An 18,343-nucleotide genomic window follows, 5' to 3' on the forward strand; every position below is an offset into this window, starting at 1 on the left:
CCGGTATCAGCCGCGCCATGGACGACATCAGCCGCTATCAGTTTCTGGCCAGCGCCGTTGCCGGTCGGCGTGTCGGTGTGCAGGTGGCGGGTGGCGACGCGGCTCTGGCCTGCAGCGATGGCCAGACGGTCATGCTGCCACCCGACTCGCCGTCACTCCATCGCGAAATCTGGGCCGAGGTGGTCGCGCAGGCGGCGCTGATCGGCGCCGGTTCACTGCTCCCTCCGCTAATGCGCGGGCTGGTCGGGCGGCCCGAGGCAGCGCGGCGCTATGCGTATCTCGAAGTACGCCGCGCCGCGGTGTTGCTAGCCGATCGTCTGCCGACGGCTTTCCTGGCGCTGCCCGACATACAGCGTGTCGAGGCGCCGACGGCGAGCGCCGACGAGTCGCTTGCCTGGGCGCTGGGGCGCAGGCCGCTGCCGTCGCCGCCACGCTACTTCGGCTGCATACGCCCGCTGATGGCCCTGCGCAAGGCCGTCAGCGAAAACGGGCTTGGTGCACTGACGAGGCAGCCGGCCCAAGGCCATCTGCAGAACGCCGGCAAGGAAAAGGAATTCGATGACGACGACGCCACCGAGGAGAGCAAACTGCTCAAGCTCTTCCAGAATCCGTTTTCAGGCAACAACGCGCTCGCCGACATGCTCAACCGCATTCTCGGCGCCGGCACCTCGCCTGGCCATCGCGAGAACAGCGCCGAGCAGGGCGCCGGAGCGGAACTGCCGGTAGGCCGCGTTGAACGCGCCTTGCGGCGCGGTGTTCACGCCGTGCTGACGCGTCTGCCGTTCGAACTGCCGCAGATCGAGGCGCGCGCCGAATCGTCCGCTCTGCGTTATCCGGAGTGGGACGTGCACGGGCAGATCTACCGGCCGGACTGGGCGGTGCTCGAAGAAGTCGAGCCCTGGCGTCCCGATGGCGCGCGCGATCTCGGCGAGCTGCTCAAGCCGAGCGGCCACGAGCTCAAACGACAGCTCGGCAGCCTGGGTCTGGATCACCAGATGCACAACCGCCAGCACGACGGCGCCGAACTCGACGTGAGCCGCCTGCTCGAATGCGCGATCGATCTCGCCGCCGGGCACTCGCCGCCGTCGCTGGATCTGTATCGATCGAGCTTTCGCACCCGGCGCGATCTCGCCGTGGTGGTCGCGCTCGATATCTCCGGGTCCACCGGCGAGCGCAACGGCGCAGGCGTCGCGGTGTTCGACCAGCAGCTGCAGACCGCTTACCAACTCGGACATACGCTGGACAGCCTGGGCGATACCGTCGCCCTGTTCGGCTTCCATTCCTGGGGCCGCAACCTGATTCGCGCGGTACGCCTCAAGGGCGCAGAAGAACGCTGGAGCGCGCGCGTTGCCGAGCGCTTCGCGCAGCTCGAGCCGGTTGGCTATACGCGCACCGGGGCGGCAATCCGTCACGGCACCCGGCTGCTGAACCACGACATGCGTCTGCCCAATCGCCTGCTGGTGCTGATCACCGACGGCATCGCCTACGACAGTGATTACGAAGCGGCGTATGCCGAGGGCGATACCCGCAAGGCGCTGCAGGAAGCGCGCGCGGCCGGCACAGCCTGCGTCTGCCTGTGTGTCGGCGGCAGCACCGACGCCGGCAAGCTGCGCGACGTCTTCGGCAGCGCCAACCTGCTGATCGTCGACGAGCCGCGGCAGATCACGCTGAACATCCGCCGCCTCTGCCGCCAGGCCTTGGCCGCTGTATCGCAGCGGCAGCTCAAGCGCAGCGCGTAGCGCGCGGCGCGACCGTCGTCTCGATCGTGCCGCCGCCGGCCGCGGCGAACCATACCGCTCCTACCAAAGCTGGCATATACAGTGCGCTAGCATACGAATAGAATCAATCGGCTTCATCCAACCGCGGCAGGGAACGCAACTGCGCCGGATGGCGGGGCAAGGCCATGCACGTCGGGAGGCTCGAAAATGAATACCAAAATCCAGTTGCTGTGTGTCTGGTCGGGGCCGGTGTTTCTGGTGCTGTACCTGCTCGCCTTTTGGGGATTGGCCGGCTATCTGCCGCCGCATCCGCCTGGCACCAGCGCCAGCGACATTGCCGCCTTCTACGATCTGCACCACAACCAGATCCGCGCCGGCATGGTGCTGTGCCTGATCTTCTCGACGCTGCTGTTCCCGTGGTTCGCGGTGATCTCGGCGCAGATCGCTGATGTCGAAGGCCGCTTTCCGGTCATGGCGATGATGCAGTTCGGTGGCGGCGTGCTGCTGATCGTGTTCTTCGTCATCTGCAGCATGTTGTGGATCGCGGCGACTTACCGCCCGGATCTTGATCCGAACGTGATCCGGATGATGCACGAGACCTCGTGGCTGATCTTCGTGATGGTGTTTCCCGCCTACACCTTGCAGCTGAGCTGCATCGCGGTTTCGGGTTTCATGGACAAGCGTCCGCAGCCCTGGCTTCCGCGCTGGGCCTGCTATCTGAATCTTTGGGTCGGCTTCTCCGCTTTCGGCGGCGGCTTCGCGGCGTTCTTCAAGAGCGGGCCGTTCGCCTGGAACGGCGTATTCGGATTCTGGCTACCGGTGCTGATGTTCACCTTGTGGCTGTTCGTGATGGCGCCATTGATGGCGCGCAGCATCAAACGGCGGGCGCTCGCGTGAGCCGGGCCATGTGTTGCGGCGGGATCCGAGCGGAGCAGGCCGCGGCGCGTCGCACGCGCCTCATTCGATAGAATCGCGCAGCCAATACTGCCCTCCGGATATCCCAGCAGCATGTTGCGCCCGGTTCGAATTCGACACTATCTCGCCGTGATGCAGGCCAAGGGCTTTGCGGCTGAGCAGGTTCTCGGCGGAACCGGCATCGATCCGATGCGGCTGCAGGATCCGGCTTATCTGATCGACGCACGCCAGTGCCGGACCGTGATCGGCAACATGATCAGGCTCAGCGGTGATCCCGGGATAGGATTCGATACCGGCCGTGAGGCCGAACCCTCCGATCTGGGCATCGTCGGCTACGCCATCATGTCCTGTCGCACCATGCGTCAGACCTTGTACCTGTGGCGCCAGTACAGCAGCTCGCTGGTTGGCATGATGAGCAAGCTGGAGATCGAAGAGGAAACCGCGGAAGGTCTGACGGTCAGCGTGGTCGAGCCGACCGAGATCGATGAAATCTACATTTTCTGCGTCGAAGAAATCCTGGTGATGATGTACAAAATCGGCGCCATCCTGGCGGGCGGCGAGCCGGTGGTCAGGCGGCTCGAGTTCACCTATGCGGCGCCGGTGCATCGCCAGCGATATCAGGAACAGTTTGGATGCCCGATCCGTTTCGGTGCCGAACGATCGAGTGCGGTAGTCGCCCAGCAATGGCTGGACGCGCCGCTGCGCACCACTGACGAGGAGTTCAACAAGATCTGCGTGCAGCACTGCGGGCAGATACTGCAACAGATCCAGAGCAGCAGCCCGATCACGTCGAGGCTGCGCGATATCTTTCTGCGCAATCCGCGAACCTTGCCCAAGCTCGACGACGCGGCGCACAAGCTCGGCATGAGCCCACGCTCGCTGCGCCGCCACCTGAGCGAGGAGTCCAGCAGCTATCAGAGGCTTGCGGACGAATTCCGCGCCGATCTCGCACGCGAGTACCTGCGCTCGACGCGCCTGTCGACCAAGGAGGTCGGCTACCTGCTGGGCTTCAAGGACCACAGCGCCTTCCGGCGCTCGTTCAAGCTATGGACCGGACAGACCACGCGCGAGTACCGGCTGCAGGCACTGCAGGGATCCTAGCCTCGGTTCGATCTTGGTCTCAGTTCGGGCTTGCTCATAGGTTCCCTAAAGATCGAGCGCGACGACGCCCGACGGTGAGCTGCTGGCGCCGGGTTTGCCGGCTCGCGCTGTCCCGGCCGACGCTGCGCCCGACAGCAGCCGCTCCTCGGCGCTGATCACTCTGAACGTGGTGACGGTCATGACCACCATCCAGCCGAAGAACACGAACACCGCGAACCAGAACGAGATGATGCCGTCATAGGCGAAAGGGCCTACCTTGAAAAAGCCGATCAGGCCTGCCGGGAAGATCAGCATGCCGCACCAGACATTGAAGTAGGCGACCCAGCGCGGATACACCGTGGGACGGTTGTGATCGAAAAAGATCGAGGCGGCGATGATGAACATCCAGATCGAGAACGACGGCCAGGTGAACAGCCAGTCGAACCAGACCCAGTCGTTCATGATCTGGATGACGCTCGGATCCAGCGTGTCGGCCCGGAACGCGATGGCCGTCCAGGTCATCGGAATCAGGATGAAGAAGACGTAGCCTCCGCCGACGTTCACCAGCGAAGCATAGGTCAGGATCGGGTAGCTGCGTTCGGCCTTGCGGATGAACATGATGATCGGAATCGCCCAGGTCGCATAGAACGACCAGCAGATGCACTGGATCAGCGCGCCGAGAAGAATGCTGTCTCTGCGGTCGATGAAAATCTGCGCGATCTCTTTGGCATCCAGCGCCGGCGAGGGGCCAGGGATGAAACCCATCAGCCAGCCCTGAGCGCCGATCAGCGCGGCCACCAGCACCACGCCCGACCATAGGAATGCCCGCATCACGGTCGTGTTCATTTCTGCCTGCTTCATGATCTCTCCACTGATATTGACCCGCACGTGCCGCACGACGGTGTTGGCGCGTATCGTCGCCGCCTGCCTTGAACCGTCGGCGCATTACGCTTCACGGGATCGAGCGATACAAGGTGTCGAGCCGGCCAAGCTGTTGCGCATCCGGCCACGTGCGAGCCGGCGATCGGCCGGACGTCGACGGTAGCGGAATCGATTCCCCTCTTCGTATTGAAGCCGCGATCCCGACGGCCATGTACCGCGGCATCGGCGCATCCGGGCAACTGGCCTGATCCGTCATATTTTGGCCTTGTCGTCGTCTGTTATTGCGCTGCCGACTACTGCGTAATAACCACGACAAATGCGGGGTCAAGCAGCGCTTTCGCCTCCGGCGCCGTCGACAGTGGCGCGGTGATTCTTCGATGTATTCCGGCGACAGGGCCGCAAGCCGTCGTGGCCGGGATCGGCGATGCGCAAGACGATCGGACAGGCCCCCAATACATTCCAATAGTGCAAGGGGCGAATCGATGTTGTTAACAAAGCCGGTGGCTGTCGTGCTGTTGTCTGTCTCGGTAGCCGGCACGGTGTCGGCACAGGAGCAGCCGGTCACTCAAGACAGCGCCGCAGCGTCGCCGGACTTGGCCACGGTCACGCTGCCACCAGCACAGGAGCCGGACCCGAGTGCGGACGACAACAAGCGCCGCAGTGCCAATCGCCTGGTCGAAGAAATCGTCGTCACTGCACAGAAGCGCGAGGAAGCGATTCAGGATGTGCCGATTTCGGTTGCGGCTTTCTCCGAGCAGCAATTGCAGGCGATGGGGGTCGAAAACACCAAAGACCTGGGCCGCGTCACGCCCGGCTTGCAATTCACCGAGACCGCTGGTTTCACGCTGATCTATCTGCGCGGAGTCGGCACGGATTCGTTCCTGCCGTATGCCGACCCGAGCGTCGCCACCTATGTCGATGGCCTGTACATTCCGGCGCAGCAGGGCCTGGTCAATTCCTTCGGCGGCATCCAGCGCGTGGAAGTTTTGAAGGGACCGCAGGGCACCTTGTTCGGCCGCAACTCCACGGGCGGCGCGATCAATGTCATCACCAAATCTCCGGATCAGACCACCGAGGTTTCGGCGCAGGCCGAGCTTGGCAATTTCGACGACAAAAAAATCCAGGTGTATGCCAGCACGCCGATTACCGACACGCTCGCCGCGAGCGTCTCGGCGATCTACAACCATACCAGTCCGTACTACAAGCTCATCACCGACGACCTCGGCCCGCTGGAATCCGCCCCTGCCGATCGGCTCTACCCGGACGAAAGCTACGGCGCGCGGGTCAAGCTGCGCTGGTTCCCGATCGAGGAACTCGACCTGGGCCTGACGGCTTATCACATCCGCCAGGTCGGCACCGGCAGTACCATCGGTGCGTTGACGCAGCCCAGCGCGTTGGCGACGCTGCTCGGCATCCAGGCCGAACAGCGGGATTACGAAATCCATCGCAACGAACCCACGAAGCTGGCGGTCAGCAATTCGGTGATCGCCGGCAATGCGACGTGGAATCTGCCGCCCTTCGATCTGAAGCTGATCACCGGCTACCAGGATATCGTCACAGAAGACGCGTACTACGATTTCGATAATTCGGCCAAGGATCTGGTCTCGTTCTTCACCAACAACGCCTACAACCGCGTGACCACGGCCGAATTCCAGATCGCGTCGAACGCGTCGAGCTGGATGTCGGATCGGCTGAAGTGGATCGGCGGCCTGTACTACCTGCACAGCCTTGGCGGATACGATCCGATCACGCTCGAAATCGCCGGCAGCGGCGTTCCGCGAATCGGTGCGGGATTGCTGGCGCCGGGCGTGCTGGATGCGGTCGAGCAATTTCTCCAGGGCATTCCCGGGCTGGGCTCAGCGACGCCGGGCGTGCAGGCTGATATCCACGGCGTGCTCAGGACCAACTCGTACTCCGTATTCGCTCAGAGCGATTACAACTTCACCGACTGGTTCAATCTGACGCTGGGTCTGCGCGGCCAGATCGAGGACCGCTTTCTGACGCGGCAGGACGTATTGCTGGAATCGGGCAACGGCAACAACGATCTGCCGTTGTTCCAGTACCACGAACCCAAGATCACGCAGCACAATTTCACGCCCAAGGTATCGCTGAACTTCAAGCCGGCCGACGACATGCTGGTCTATCTGAGCTGGTCCAAAGGCTACAAGAGCGGCACTTACAACGGCATCAATATCTATACGCCGCCGAGCTACGTACAGCCGGAAGTCGTCAACGCCTACGAGCTCGGGCTCAAGTCGGAATACTTCGACCACAACCTGCGTTTCAACGCCGCAGTTTTCCAGAACGACATCCAGCACCCGCAGGTCACCTACGTGTCCCTGGTGAACGGCGGTGCGATCACCTTCGAGAACGCCGGCAGCGCCAGAATCCGCGGCGCCGAATTCGATACGCTGCTGGTGCCGCTGCCGGATGCCAATCCCGGCCTGGTGCTGACGCTGGGCGTGTCGTATCTCGACGCGGTGTTCACCGACTACCGCAACGGCAGCGGATTCAACGAGCAGACCGGCCTGTTCTTCAGCAAGAGCGGCGATTTCACCGGCAACCGGATTCCGCGTACCGCGAAGCAGACCGGCAATTTCGCGGTGAACCAGACGCTGGAAGCAGGGCAGGGTTCGGTGGAGCTGTCGGCCGACGTCTACTACAACAGCGGCTTCTACTACAGCGCGCAGAATACCGACGTGGCGCGACAGGGCTCGTACTATCTGCTCAATGCCCACGTCGGTTATCTATACGATCCGTGGAAGCTGCGCATCACCGCGTTCGGTCAGAATCTCAACAACAAGGCCTACAGCTTCTCTGGCTTTACCGCCGACTTCGGCACCAATGTCACGCTGGCCCCGCCGAGAACTTTCGGCCTGCGCCTGAACTGGGATTTCTGAGCCGCCATGCCGAGATCATCCGCGATACCCGCAGCTGCCGGCAGCACCGAGTCGATTGCGCCCCGCCGTATCAGCCCGGTGCTTGTGTGGGCGGGTATCGGCGCCGTGTTCGCCGCGTTCGAGTGCTATGTCTGGGCTCGATGGATAGGCTCGGACAATTTCGCTCCGCGGCCGGTCGACGTCGACAGCGTGCCGGAACTCACCCGGCAGGTCATCCATGTCACGCAGGTGATCTCGCCGATCGTCTGCGCCTTCATCATGCTGAAATTCCTGGTCGCGCCCTTGATCCGCGAGCGGCGTTTCACGCTAGACGGAATGTTGGTGGTGTCCTATTTCACGCTGTGGTTTCAGGACCCGATGGGAAACCTCGCCAGCACCCAGCTCTATTACAGTTCCTACTGGATCAACATGGGCTCGTGGACGCTGGGCTCGTTGCCGGGCTGGATCAGCCCGGCGGGCAACCATTTGCCCGAACCGATTCTGGTGATGGGCTTCGGCTATCTATGGCTGGGATTTCTGGCGGGCATGAGCGCGTTCTGGCTGATGCGCCGCATCCGCGACCGCTTCCCGCGCTGCAGCGCACTGGAGCTGAGCCTCGCCGCTCTGGCCCTGTGCGTGGTGCTCGACATCGTCGCCGAAACCGCGCTGGCCGCGGCCGGCACCTTCGCCTGGCCCGGCGCGATCAAGGGCCTGAGCCTGTTTCACGGCAAGCCTTACCAGTTTCCGATGTACGAGGGCCTGCTGTTTGGCGCGGTGATCGCGTCGGGCGGCGTGCTGCGCTTCTTCCGCGATGACAAGGGCCTGACCCTTGTCGAACGCGGCGTCGACAAGCTGAGCCTGCCGCAGCCCACCCGGACAACGCTGCGCTTTTTCGCCGTCTATGGCTTCATGCACCTGTTCATGGCGGTGGTGTATTCGATCCCGATGATCGGTTTCGGCATGATCTCCGATCCTTTCCTGCGCTACCCGAGCCACCTCGAAAACGGCATGTGCGTGCTCGGGCCGCAGCAGGATCAGTGCCCCGGCCCGGGCATCGCGATGCCGCGGCCGCCCTATCCCTAGCCGATCATCTGATCGGCCAGGCTGGGCGCCCCCCCCGTTATGCGGTAACGGCAGCTTGCAGCAGCGTCAGCGAGCCGCCGCTTGCCGCCGCAATGCAAGCAGCATCGAGATCGACATGACCGTCACCCAGGTGCCGAAGATGATCAGCGGGCACCAGAAGACGAAGATGCCGTTCCACGAGAACGGACCGCTCTTCGGCAGAAACGCGATGGCGCCCACTTCGAACATCAGCGCGGCCCAGATCGTGAAGTAGCCCATCCACCGCGGGAAAGGCGAGTGCGCGTCGATCTTTTGCGTCAGGCTGATCACCGCGATCGCCACCATCTGGAAGATGAAGAACTGATCGGTAGTGACCAGCGTCAGCATGCCGATCTCGTGCATCAGAGCGGTGACTTCCGGCGGCCGCGTCGTTGTGAACGCGGCGATGCCCCAGAACATCGGCGGCAGCACCAGGAAAATCGACATCAGGATGCCGCCGGCGAATTGCAGGATCGACCATATCGGCACACCTTTCTCCAGCCGCGCGAGCTGAATCGCGACGACGACCGAAAACGGCACCATGAATGCGCTGGTCCATGAGGTCACGACCGCGCCCAGTCGGATCTTGAAGCCATGTTCTGCATAGAACGCGGCAACGGCGTTGGCATCGAGCGTCGCGGGAGGCGGCGGCATCATGCCGAGCAGCCCCCATAGCGCGAAACCGTAGATGTACATGAAGATCAAACCCCAGCAGATCATGATGGTCTGGCCGCGCTCGGTCATCGGTATCTCCCCTGTGTTGGTTGCGAAGCTTGCTTACTGAAATTCGATCAACGAAAGCCAGTGGCGTTAAAAAAATGCGGCGTGGTACGCCTCAATGCGGCGAGCCTGACCAGTACATCGAAATCAGCGACACGCCGACCACGACCACCCAGAGATCGCAGATCAGGCGCAGCGGCCAGGGTGCATGCCGGACTTCCATGAAGTGGAAGATGATCAGCCGCGCCTTGATGCAGGCCGCTATCAGCAGGCCGACGCCGATGCCGGTCTGGGGCGTCGTGGTGTGGACACCATGGTCGGAGCCAAACCACCAGGACAGCGCGGTGACCGTGGCCAGGACCAGCCATACCCAGGTTGCAGGATGTCGTAGCAGATTCATCGCGTCACTTCAGCAGGTAGATCAAAGGAAACAGCACGATCCACAGCACGTCGACCATGTGCCAGTAGGTCGCGCCGCTTTCCAGCAGCATGAACTGCTTGGGCTCCGTCAGCGGCCGGCGCGATTTCGCCCACATGAAGCCCAGCAGGGCCAGTCCGATCGAAACATGCGCGAAATGCAGGCCGGTGAGCATGTAGTAGTAGGTGTAGAAGCCATTGGTCGTCAGAGTCAGCCCGGCGCTGATCTTCTCGTGATACTCGAAGAACTTGACCGTCGCAAAACCGAATCCGCACAGCAGCGCACCGCCGAAGAAACCGGGCGCCGCCCGCGTTCTCTGCTGACGCGCCGCGTCCACGCCCATCACCACGAACCACGAACTGGCCAGTAACAGCAACGTATTGATCGCGCCGAAATGCTGGTTGAGCGTGGCCTGCGAGCGCATGTACAGATCGACATCGAGCGCGCGGTAATACAGGAAGGTGCCGAACATCAGCGCGAACACGCTCATGTCGCCGAGCACGAACACCCAGATGCCGGCTTCGCCCGGCAGATGATTTTTTGGCGGCTGTCTCATCGGTGGCGATTCGGTTGCAGTGGTGCTACTGGGCATGCGTGGGCCACCTCGATTCATGCGGGCTGCGCGTCGGCATGCTGCTTCAGGACGATGTTTCTGAGTACAACGAACATCACCAGGAACCAGGAGCCGAACACGACCAGCGGAATCCAGAACGGGAAGACACTGTTCCAGGCGAACGGGCCGCTCTTGAAGAACACGGCGACCGCGCCAGGAATGAACAGCAAGGCGACCCAGATATTGAAATAGGCGACCCAGCGTGGAAACACCGGGCGTTTCGCTTCGTCGAGCAGAATCGCGGCCGCCAGAACCGCTCCCTGGATGCTGGCAAGCGTAAACGGCATGATGAACATCAGCCAGCCGAGATCATTGAGCATCTGCGTCAGATTCGGATCGCGCTCGGGGCGATACGTGACCGCTTCCAGTACCAGCATCGGTATGATCAGCACCAGGACCCCCGCGCTGCCGGCACCCAGCTGGGCGTAACAGAACGCTGGGCTGATGCCCTGAATGCGGCGTATCTGGGCGGAGATCAGGCCGACAAAAGGCACGATCAAACCACAGGATCCCAAGGCGATCGCCAGGCCGAGACGGATCGACGTGGTGTGCTGCTGATACAGCGCGGCGACATCCGCCGCCGACAGTGAAGGCGAGGGCGGTGGAACAAAGCCGGCAATCCACCAGAAGCCAACGCCGAACACGACCATGAACATCGGCCCGGACCACGCACACAGCATCTGTCCTCGTATCCCCGTCATCGTTCTCTCTCTTTCGCACTGCGATCGTTGTGCCGATCTCGGATGCCGCGTGCGCCGCTGCGATTGGCGGCTTGGCGACCCGTCTGCCTGCATCGTACTATAGCGAACTAGTTTTATGTTGCGGCCGGAACTTCCGCTGCGCGACATTCAGCCCGGCGTCTGCTGATCTTCTAGCACCGTCGTCCGTATCGTATTGAGCAGGCGATTGAGTGTGCTGACGTCGTCCTCGCTGAGGCGTCGCATCGAATTCCGTCCGGTGTCGGCGATTTCTTTCTCGACTTCGAGTGCCAGCGGCCTGACTTTCGGGGTCAGATAGACGCGCTTGGATCGTCCGTCGCGTGCGTCCGCCGTGCGCCGCACCAGCCCTTTCTTCTCGACGCGATCGATCAGTTTGGCGATGCCGGCGCGGCCGATGTCCATCACGTCGGCCAGCTCCTGCTGGGTTGCGCCGTCGAAGTGCGACAGAAAGGAAATCAGCCACCATTGCGAACGCGTCAGCTCGAACCGCGCGACACGCCGGTCGATCTCGGTGCGATACAAGCGCCCGATATCGGTGATGAGGTAGCCGGTGTAATTCTCGAGTGACTCGGGAAGTTTATTGTTCACGTTGTGCAATGTCGCCAGAAAGTAACGATTTTTAAAAGCTTACAGCAGAAACTCCACCGTCCGGACCGGCTGCCGGCTGGGCCTCGCGACGAATACAGTTGACGCCGGGGATTAAGATTGCTTACATATTGTCTCCACGGATACAGTACGCTGTATACCACGCCACTGCTATCGCGGTAAGCCCCTTTAGAGGGCGATACCGGGTGTTCAGGAGAGAGAGACGATGAGCATGACCAAGGGTAGGATCGCGCTGCTTACCTTGCTGAGCGGGCTAAGCCTGCCGGCGAGCGCTCAGCAGGATGTCGTCGAAGCTGCAGCAGCGCCGACTCCATCCGCGAGCGACGGCAGTCCAGCGGCATCCGACGTCGACATGGCGGCGATCCCGGTACAGGGCCCGGTGAGCGAAGATGCCGGCACGCCTGCCCGCGAGCGCAGCGCCAGTCGCCTGATCGAGGAAGTCGTCGTCACCGCACAAAAGCGCGAAGAGAACCTGCAGGACGTGCCGATTTCGATCCAGGCCTTCAGCGCCGACGCGCTGGATGCAAAGGGCATCGACGACCCGAAGGCATTGCAGCTGACCGTCCCCGGTCTGCAATACAATCTGTTCGCCGGCTACTCGCTGATCTATATCCGCGGCGTCGGCACCGATGCGTTCATTCCGTCGGCCGATGCGAGCATCGCGACCTATATCGATAACGTCTACTACCCGTTCGGCCACAGCCTGGCGTCGTCGTTCGGCGCGGTGGAGCGCGTGGAAGTGCTGAAAGGGCCGCAGGGCACGTTGTTCGGCCGCAACTCCACGGGCGGCGCGATCAACATCGTCACCAAGGATCCCGGGCCCAGCGCGGAGACCTCGGTGCTGATCAGTGGCGGACGCTTCGACCAGTTGAACGCGCGCGTCTACACCAATATGCCGATCGTCGATTCGCTGGCGGTATCGGTGGGTGCGATCTACAACACCGAAGAGAATTACTACAGCCGCTCGGCCGATTCTCCGCGCGGCGTGTTTCCGAAAGAGAAGACCAAAGGCGGCCGCCTGAAGCTCGCATGGACGCCGATCGACGATTTGAAAGTCGTGCTGGCGGCCACCAGCCTGAACGTCGACGGCGCGCAGTCGATGATGCTGCCGGCCACCGATGTCAAGCCGCTGGGCGCGGCGCTGGGCGTATCCGAAGCGCCGGCCTACCAGACCAGTATCGACGCGCCGGTCTATATCTCGACGAAAGCCGCGATCTTTTCGGGCGACATCAAATACTCGACGCCGTGGTTCGACACGCGTGCGATCGTTGCCAACCAGCACATCACCTCGCCGGCGCTCGCGGACTATGACGGCTCCAGCCAGCCGTTGTTTACCTTCGAATCAATTGGCCAGTTCGCAGACGTGTTCACCGGCGAACTGCAGTTGCTGTCCAACCAGGACACGCCTTTCGCCGATCGCTTCAAATGGATCGCCGGCCTGTATTACATCGACAGCTCGGCCGGCTACGATCCGCTGTATTTCTCGGCTGCTCCAGGCGCACTTTCGTATCTCGCCGCGCCGACCGGGCCTCTGACCGGCCTGACCTCGCCATTGATCAGCTTCCTGAAGAACACGCCGGGAGTGGGCTCGCTGCTCGACTACGTCGACAATGGCGTGACCCTCGGTCTGGAAGGCGTGCTCGATACCAAGTCGACCGCCGGCTACTTCCAGGGCACCTACGACATCACCGACTGGCTCGCCGCTACGCTGGGCGGACGCTACCAGGTGGAGACGCGTGACCTGGTCAAATCCAACGTCAATCTCGCCACCGATCCCAGCTCCGGCGACGCCGGCACACGGCTGATCCGCTATCCCACCCAGTCGGCGCACACATCGAATTTCTCGCCGAAGGCGGTGCTTGATTTCAAGCCGGCGGAGGACCAGCTGGTCTATCTGTCGTACACCCAGGGCTTCAAGAGCGGCACCTACAACATCATCAACATCTATACGCCGACGCAGTACATCAAGCCGGAAAAGGTCACCGCGTATGAGCTCGGCTACAAGACCACGCTGCTCGATGGCCACCTGCGCTTCAACACCGCCGTGTTCCAGAACACGATCAAGGATCTGCAGGTGCAGACGATTTCGTTGACCAGCGGTGGTGCGGTCAAGTTCGAAACCGCGGGCGGTGCGCGTATCCGCGGCGCGGATTTCGATGCCACCTGGGAGTTCCTGCCGGAGTGGGTGCCGGGCCTGGTTTTCACCGCGGGCGGGGCTTATCTGAAAGGCATATATACCTCGTACAAGGAGGGCAGCGGCTTCGACGAGCAGACCGGCCTGTATTTCGACGGTACGATCTTCCCGAACCGCGATTTCACCGGCAACAAGGTGGTGCGCACGCCCAAGTTCTCCGGCAACTCCGGGCTCGGCTACGGCATGGACGTCGACTCGGGCAGCATCGAAGTGGCGGCCGACGTCTACTACAACTCGGGTTTCTTTTACTCGGCTCAGAACACCGAAACCGCCAGCGAGGATTCGTACTACGTGCTCAATGCGCGTGCCAGCTATTTCCATAAGGCCTGGGGGACGCGCATCACCGCGTTCGTCAAGAACATCAATGGCGGCAAGTACAGCTACGTCAAGCAGGAGCTGGATTTCGGCACCGCCAACCTGCTCGCACCGCCGCGCACGTATGGCCTGCGACTGAACTGGGATTTCTGAGCATGAATGCGCGCGAGCCTTTCAGCGTCGCCATCGTCGGCGCCGGCCTGACCGGGCTGACCGCCGCCTGGCGTCTGCAGAACGCGGGCCTGCGAGTGAAGCTGTTCGAAAAATCGCAGGCGGTCGGAGGGCGCACGATGTCGATCCGGCAGCACGGCTTCGTCTTCGACACCGGCGCGATCACGATGCTGCCGACCTATGCCAAGACCGTTGCGCTGATCGATGAACTCGGCATCGCCTCCCATCTGCACCGGATGCAGCCGGTGATCGGCATCCCGCGTGGGGGGCGCATGCATCGTCTCGACCTGAGCCGCCCGGTGCGCAGCCTGCTCGGTACTCGGTTGATCTCGTTCGGCGCCAAGCTGCGTCTGCTCAAGCTGCTGAGGCCGATGATCCGCACCTGGAATCTGAGCAATTACCAGTCGCTGTCGTCGCTGGCGGACTGGGATGCGGAAAGTATCGCCGACTATGTGAGGCGCGAACTCGGCGACGAGATCAACCAATACATCGCCGGTCCGATCATCCGCGGCAATACGCTGAACAGCACCGAGTGTGCGCCGGTCGGCGAACTGTTCTGGATGTTGCGCCAATACGCGGCGCCGTTTGTATCCGGCTTCGACCAGGGCATCAATTTTCTGGCCGAGACACTCGGCAAACGGCTTCCGGTTCATCACGGTATGCAGGTCGATGCGGTGTCCCGGCAGGGTGAGCGTGTCGTCGTCGGCGGCCGCGGTCCGCAAGCCGTTTTCAGCGAGACTTTCGACGCCTGCATCATCGCGCTGCCGCCGCCGGAATTGCTCGAACTGGCGCCGAACCTCAGCGACCGTCAGCGGCATTTCCTGCAGACGGCGAAACCCCTGCGCAGTGTCAGCGTCCACCTGGGCCTTCGCCGGGCACCGGCAACGACGGAAACCTTCGTGCTACCACCGGAAAGCGAGCAGCCTGATCTGACCACGATCATCATGGATCACCTGAAAGCGCCGGGCCGCGCACCGTCTGGCAAGGGCGTTGTTTCGATCTTTTTTCGCGACACCTGGAGCGCGGCGAACTTCGATCGCCCCGATCGCGAAATCGTCGACGAGGCGCTGCGGATGACAGGCTCCTTCATCGGCGACCTGACTGCCGATGTCGAAAGCTTTGTCGTGCAGCGCTGGCCCTACGCGATCATCAAGAGCGAGCTGGGCTTGTACGGCCGTATCCGCGACTACGAGGCCGATATCGACCAGGCCGATCGGATCCAGCTCGGCGGAGATTTTCTCTCCATGGGCATGGAGGCCGCGGTCAGCAGTGGTGAGTTGCTCGCACAACGTATACAACGGCTCGGCCTAGGTGCCGGCGGCACCGGTAATTGATCAGGAGATCGAGATGGCAAAGATATTGAAGGGCTCAGTTCCCAGGTCGTCGTCGTCGGCGGTGCCGCTGTTTCGTGAGCCGACGCCGCCGGTGGTGCGCTGGGCGTACGCCGGGGCTGCGATCGCCCTGTTCATCGTCTATGTGTTCGCGACCTGGTTCTTGAGCGGACGCGCGGTGCCAACCGATCCGGGCCCGGATGTACTGCCGCCGGTGATGGCCCAGTTCATTTTCTGGGTACAGATCGTCGCGATGCTGATGGGCGCTTTCGCATTCTGGTACTTCGTGATCCGTTCCTGGATACGCGAAGGGCAGATGACGACCACCGGCATGCTCTACATCGCCTGGCTGACGCTGTTCTTCCAGGACCCGATGATGAACTACACCTCGGCGACGGTGCTGTACAACTCGCACATGGTCAACCTCGGCACCTGGACGCTGGGCTCGACGCCTGGCTGGACCAGCCCCAACGGCAACAACCTGCCGGAGCCGCTGCTGCTGATCATCGTCGGCTACACCATCATCGGCTACTCGCTGTGCTTTCCGGTGCTGGCGATGCTCAACAAGTGCAAGGAGCGCTGGCCGGGTCTGAGCAAGTTCCGCCTGGCGCTGATCGGCATCGCGACGCTGGCGGTGCTGGATACGATCTTCGAATCGCTGCTGCTGCGCACCGGTGTCTATGCGTATCCGGGCGGCATTCGCGAGCTCACGCTGTTCGCCGGCGAGACCTACCAGTTCCCGTTGACCGAAGGCCTGACCTATGGTGGCCTGACCATCGGCATGACGATGGTGCTGCTGCTGTATCGGGACGACAAGGGCCAGACGTTCGTCGAACAGGGCATCGAGAAGTTGCGCATCGGCAAGACCGGCCGGCAGTGGGTCAAGTTCCTGGCGCTGTTTGCGTACGTGCAGATCAGCATGTTCGTGGTGTTCACCATTCCGAACCAGTGGCTGGCCACGCATTCCGATCCGTACCCCGAGGGCTATCCCTCGTACATGCTCAACGGCCTATGTGCCTACGGCGTGGAACGCAACCAGTGCCCCGGCCCGGGCGTGATGATGCCGCGGCCGGAAAACAATCCGCTCTGACGCCGAGCTGGAGGCGAGGGGAGCGGGCAAGCCTGGACGCAGACGCGAAAAACGATTGCTTGCGTACCATCATCATGAAGTCCAAACTAGCTCAAGATGCAGAGTGATCGTCGATGCGCATGACCTCGGCGGTCCATTATTCGGAGAAGATCATGGCGGGAGAGTTCGGCGACGTAATTCGAGGCTTTTCATCCAAGGCCAGCCCCCTGGTTTCCGGGCTGCTGCAGGCTGACAGCCGCGAAGTGCCGGAGGGCCTGAAGCAAGTTGGCGACTATGCGCCGCAGAGCAAGCCGGTGCCGCTGTCGCGTTACTACGATCCGGCTTTCGCCGATCTGGAGAAAGAAAAGCTCTGGAAGAAAACCTGGCAGTACGCCTGCCGCGAGGAAGATATCCCGGAAGTGGGTGATCGCTACAAGTACGATGTCGGTACGCTATCGTGGTTCATCGTGCGCAGCGCGCCGGGCGAGATCAAGGCATTCAACAACGCCTGCCTGCATCGCGGCACGCAGCTGTGCTCGAACAACGGCTGGAGCGAGAGTATCCGCTGCCCTTTCCACGCCTGGGAATGGAAGCTCGACGGCGACCTGAAAAACATCCCGAGCCGTTGGGATTTTCCACAGGTGAAGTCCGACGATTTCAAGCTGCCGCAGGCGAAAGTTGCGACCTGGGGCGGCTTCGTGTTCATCAATCCCGATCCGGATGCGGCACCGCTGGAACATTATCTGGGCGTAATGCCGGAACATTTCAAAAGCTGGGAACCGGAAAACCGCTTCACCGCATTCCATATCCGCAAGCTGGTGCGCGCCAACTGGAAGGTCACGATGGAGGCCTTTCTGGAGTCCTACCACGTGGTGGAGACGCATACCGAGTCACTGGGCTTCACCGGCGACGCCTCGACCCAGTACGACATCTGGGACCAGGGCGACGCACATATCAGCCGCCTGATCACGCCACTGGCGACGCCGAGCCCGCACCTGGGCGACGAGGCATCGATCGCCGACGCCGCCAACTATGCGTTCCAGGCGTTCGCACTGGCGATGCCGGGCGTGCCGGTGCCAAAGTTCGACGCCGACTCCCAGCTGACGGCGCGCGCGCAGGTCGCGCAATGGCGGCGGCAGATGATGGGGGCCGGTCTCGGCCGCGATTTTTCGTCATGGCCCGACGTGACGATGATCGATAGTGTCGAGTACTACATGTTCCCCAACTTCTGCCCCTGGTACGGAGAGGGCCTGCCGCTGGTCTACCAGTTCCTGCCCTATGGCAACGATCCGAACCTGTCGGTGATGAGTGTGCGCCTGACCGCGCCACTGCCGGGTGGAGGAGCGCCGCGCCCGCCCTCGGCGCCGATTCGCGAAATCGGCTTCGACGAGGCCTTCAACAGCGCGCCGGAGATCGGCCTGCTGGCGATCATCTTCGACCAGGACATGAGCAACCTGCCGCGCATCCAGGAGGGACTCAAGGCGGCGTCGGATCATCGCGCCGTGGCCACGTTCGGCCGCTACCAGGAGCAGCGCATCCAGCACTTCCACGAAGTGCTGGACAAGACTCTGGGTCTGTAGGCCCCGCCAAATCGATCATCAGGACATCTAGA

The 18,343-nt window shown here is 62.3% G+C and carries 15 protein-coding genes; 9 read left to right on the top strand and 6 right to left on the bottom strand.

The annotated features are described in order from the left end of the window. Window positions 1-17: 17 nt before the first annotated feature. The 3 genes from ACQZF9_RS09375 to ACQZF9_RS09385 all read left to right on the top strand — a co-directional run bounded on the left by ACQZF9_RS09375 (window position 18) and on the right by ACQZF9_RS09385 (window position 3,734). Entirely contained in the window at window positions 18-1,739 is a 1,722-nt protein-coding gene (locus ACQZF9_RS09375; RefSeq protein ID WP_428312969.1) for a nitric oxide reductase activation protein NorD, read from the top strand. Between the two features lie 186 nt (window positions 1,740-1,925). Next, the gene (locus tag ACQZF9_RS09380) at window positions 1,926-2,615 is read left to right on the top strand and encodes a hypothetical protein (protein WP_428312970.1); all 690 of its coding nucleotides are present in this window, start codon (window positions 1,926-1,928) and stop codon (window positions 2,613-2,615) included. 111 nt (window positions 2,616-2,726) lie between these two features. Beyond that, window positions 2,727-3,734, top strand: a complete 1,008-nt coding sequence (locus ACQZF9_RS09385; protein WP_428312971.1) for an AraC family transcriptional regulator — start codon at window positions 2,727-2,729, stop codon at window positions 3,732-3,734. Between the two features lie 45 nt (window positions 3,735-3,779). On the opposite strand, the gene ACQZF9_RS09390 is transcribed toward ACQZF9_RS09385, so the two are convergent. After that, window positions 3,780-4,574 carry a hypothetical protein gene (locus ACQZF9_RS09390; RefSeq protein WP_428312972.1) on the bottom strand — a complete coding sequence of 265 codons (795 nt, stop codon included), beginning with the start codon at window positions 4,572-4,574 and terminating at the stop codon, window positions 3,780-3,782. A 530-nt stretch (window positions 4,575-5,104) separates the two neighbouring features. Here ACQZF9_RS09390 and ACQZF9_RS09395 point away from each other — a divergent pair. Further along, the gene (locus ACQZF9_RS09395; protein WP_428312973.1) at window positions 5,105-7,495 is read left to right on the top strand and encodes a TonB-dependent receptor; all 2,391 of its coding nucleotides are present in this window, start codon (window positions 5,105-5,107) and stop codon (window positions 7,493-7,495) included. A gap of 6 nt (window positions 7,496-7,501) precedes the next feature. After that, complete coding sequence (locus ACQZF9_RS09400; protein ID WP_428312974.1) at window positions 7,502-8,557, top strand: spirocyclase AveC family protein; 1,056 nt, start codon at window positions 7,502-7,504, stop codon at window positions 8,555-8,557. Between the two features lie 66 nt (window positions 8,558-8,623). On the opposite strand, the gene ACQZF9_RS09405 is transcribed toward ACQZF9_RS09400, so the two are convergent. The 5 genes from ACQZF9_RS09405 to ACQZF9_RS09425 all read right to left on the bottom strand — a co-directional run bounded on the left by ACQZF9_RS09405 (window position 8,624) and on the right by ACQZF9_RS09425 (window position 11,633). Next, entirely contained in the window at window positions 8,624-9,319 is a 696-nt protein-coding gene (locus ACQZF9_RS09405) for a hypothetical protein (protein ID WP_428312975.1), read from the bottom strand. 91 nt (window positions 9,320-9,410) lie between these two features. Further along, on the bottom strand, window positions 9,411-9,695 hold the full coding sequence (locus tag ACQZF9_RS09410) for a cytochrome C oxidase subunit IV family protein (protein WP_428312976.1): 285 nt from the start codon (window positions 9,693-9,695) through the stop codon (window positions 9,411-9,413). A gap of 4 nt (window positions 9,696-9,699) precedes the next feature. Next, window positions 9,700-10,269 (bottom strand): cytochrome c oxidase subunit 3 family protein, encoded by a 570-nt coding sequence (locus ACQZF9_RS09415; protein ID WP_428312977.1) that lies wholly within the window; start codon window positions 10,267-10,269, stop codon window positions 9,700-9,702. Window positions 10,270-10,322: 53 nt separating this feature from the next. After that, entirely contained in the window at window positions 10,323-11,027 is a 705-nt protein-coding gene (locus ACQZF9_RS09420) for a hypothetical protein (protein WP_428312978.1), read from the bottom strand. Window positions 11,028-11,174: 147 nt separating this feature from the next. Continuing rightward, window positions 11,175-11,633, bottom strand: a complete 459-nt coding sequence (locus tag ACQZF9_RS09425) for a MarR family winged helix-turn-helix transcriptional regulator (protein ID WP_428312979.1) — start codon at window positions 11,631-11,633, stop codon at window positions 11,175-11,177. Between the two features lie 223 nt (window positions 11,634-11,856). Here ACQZF9_RS09425 and ACQZF9_RS09430 point away from each other — a divergent pair, with 223 nt between their 5' ends. The 4 genes from ACQZF9_RS09430 to ACQZF9_RS09445 all read left to right on the top strand — a co-directional run bounded on the left by ACQZF9_RS09430 (window position 11,857) and on the right by ACQZF9_RS09445 (window position 18,311). Next, the gene (locus tag ACQZF9_RS09430) at window positions 11,857-14,313 is read left to right on the top strand and encodes a TonB-dependent receptor (protein WP_428312980.1); all 2,457 of its coding nucleotides are present in this window, start codon (window positions 11,857-11,859) and stop codon (window positions 14,311-14,313) included. Between the two features lie 2 nt (window positions 14,314-14,315). After that, window positions 14,316-15,665, top strand: a complete 1,350-nt coding sequence (locus tag ACQZF9_RS09435; protein ID WP_428312981.1) for a protoporphyrinogen/coproporphyrinogen oxidase — start codon at window positions 14,316-14,318, stop codon at window positions 15,663-15,665. A gap of 13 nt (window positions 15,666-15,678) precedes the next feature. Next, window positions 15,679-16,752 (top strand): spirocyclase AveC family protein, encoded by a 1,074-nt coding sequence (locus ACQZF9_RS09440; RefSeq protein WP_428312982.1) that lies wholly within the window; start codon window positions 15,679-15,681, stop codon window positions 16,750-16,752. A 113-nt stretch (window positions 16,753-16,865) separates the two neighbouring features. Continuing rightward, on the top strand, window positions 16,866-18,311 hold the full coding sequence (locus ACQZF9_RS09445) for an aromatic ring-hydroxylating oxygenase subunit alpha (protein ID WP_428312983.1): 1,446 nt from the start codon (window positions 16,866-16,868) through the stop codon (window positions 18,309-18,311). The last annotated feature ends 32 nt before the right edge of the window (window positions 18,312-18,343 follow it).

It is taken from the genome of Hydrocarboniphaga sp., assembly GCF_965279055.1.
Taxonomy (GTDB): Bacteria; Pseudomonadota; Gammaproteobacteria; order Nevskiales; family Nevskiaceae; genus Hydrocarboniphaga.

Bases quoted from the DNA above. Each gene is read 5' to 3' on its own strand.
- ACQZF9_RS09375 (WP_428312969.1), top strand. From the start codon at position 18: ATGGACGACATCAGCCGCTATCAGTTTCTGGCCAGCGCCGTTGCCGGT.
- ACQZF9_RS09380 (WP_428312970.1), top strand. From the start codon at position 1,926: ATGAATACCAAAATCCAGTTGCTGTGTGTCTGGTCGGGGCCGGTGTTT.
- ACQZF9_RS09385 (WP_428312971.1), top strand. From the start codon at position 2,727: ATGTTGCGCCCGGTTCGAATTCGACACTATCTCGCCGTGATGCAGGCC.
- ACQZF9_RS09390 (WP_428312972.1), bottom strand. From the start codon at position 4,574: ATGAAGCAGGCAGAAATGAACACGACCGTGATGCGGGCATTCCTATGG.
- ACQZF9_RS09400 (WP_428312974.1), top strand. From the start codon at position 7,502: ATGCCGAGATCATCCGCGATACCCGCAGCTGCCGGCAGCACCGAGTCG.
- ACQZF9_RS09405 (WP_428312975.1), bottom strand. From the start codon at position 9,319: ATGACCGAGCGCGGCCAGACCATCATGATCTGCTGGGGTTTGATCTTC.
- ACQZF9_RS09410 (WP_428312976.1), bottom strand. From the start codon at position 9,695: ATGAATCTGCTACGACATCCTGCAACCTGGGTATGGCTGGTCCTGGCC.
- ACQZF9_RS09415 (WP_428312977.1), bottom strand. From the start codon at position 10,269: ATGAGACAGCCGCCAAAAAATCATCTGCCGGGCGAAGCCGGCATCTGG.
- ACQZF9_RS09420 (WP_428312978.1), bottom strand. From the start codon at position 11,027: ATGACGGGGATACGAGGACAGATGCTGTGTGCGTGGTCCGGGCCGATG.
- ACQZF9_RS09430 (WP_428312980.1), top strand. From the start codon at position 11,857: ATGAGCATGACCAAGGGTAGGATCGCGCTGCTTACCTTGCTGAGCGGG.
- ACQZF9_RS09435 (WP_428312981.1), top strand. From the start codon at position 14,316: ATGAATGCGCGCGAGCCTTTCAGCGTCGCCATCGTCGGCGCCGGCCTG.
- ACQZF9_RS09440 (WP_428312982.1), top strand. From the start codon at position 15,679: ATGGCAAAGATATTGAAGGGCTCAGTTCCCAGGTCGTCGTCGTCGGCG.
- ACQZF9_RS09445 (WP_428312983.1), top strand. From the start codon at position 16,866: ATGCGCATGACCTCGGCGGTCCATTATTCGGAGAAGATCATGGCGGGA.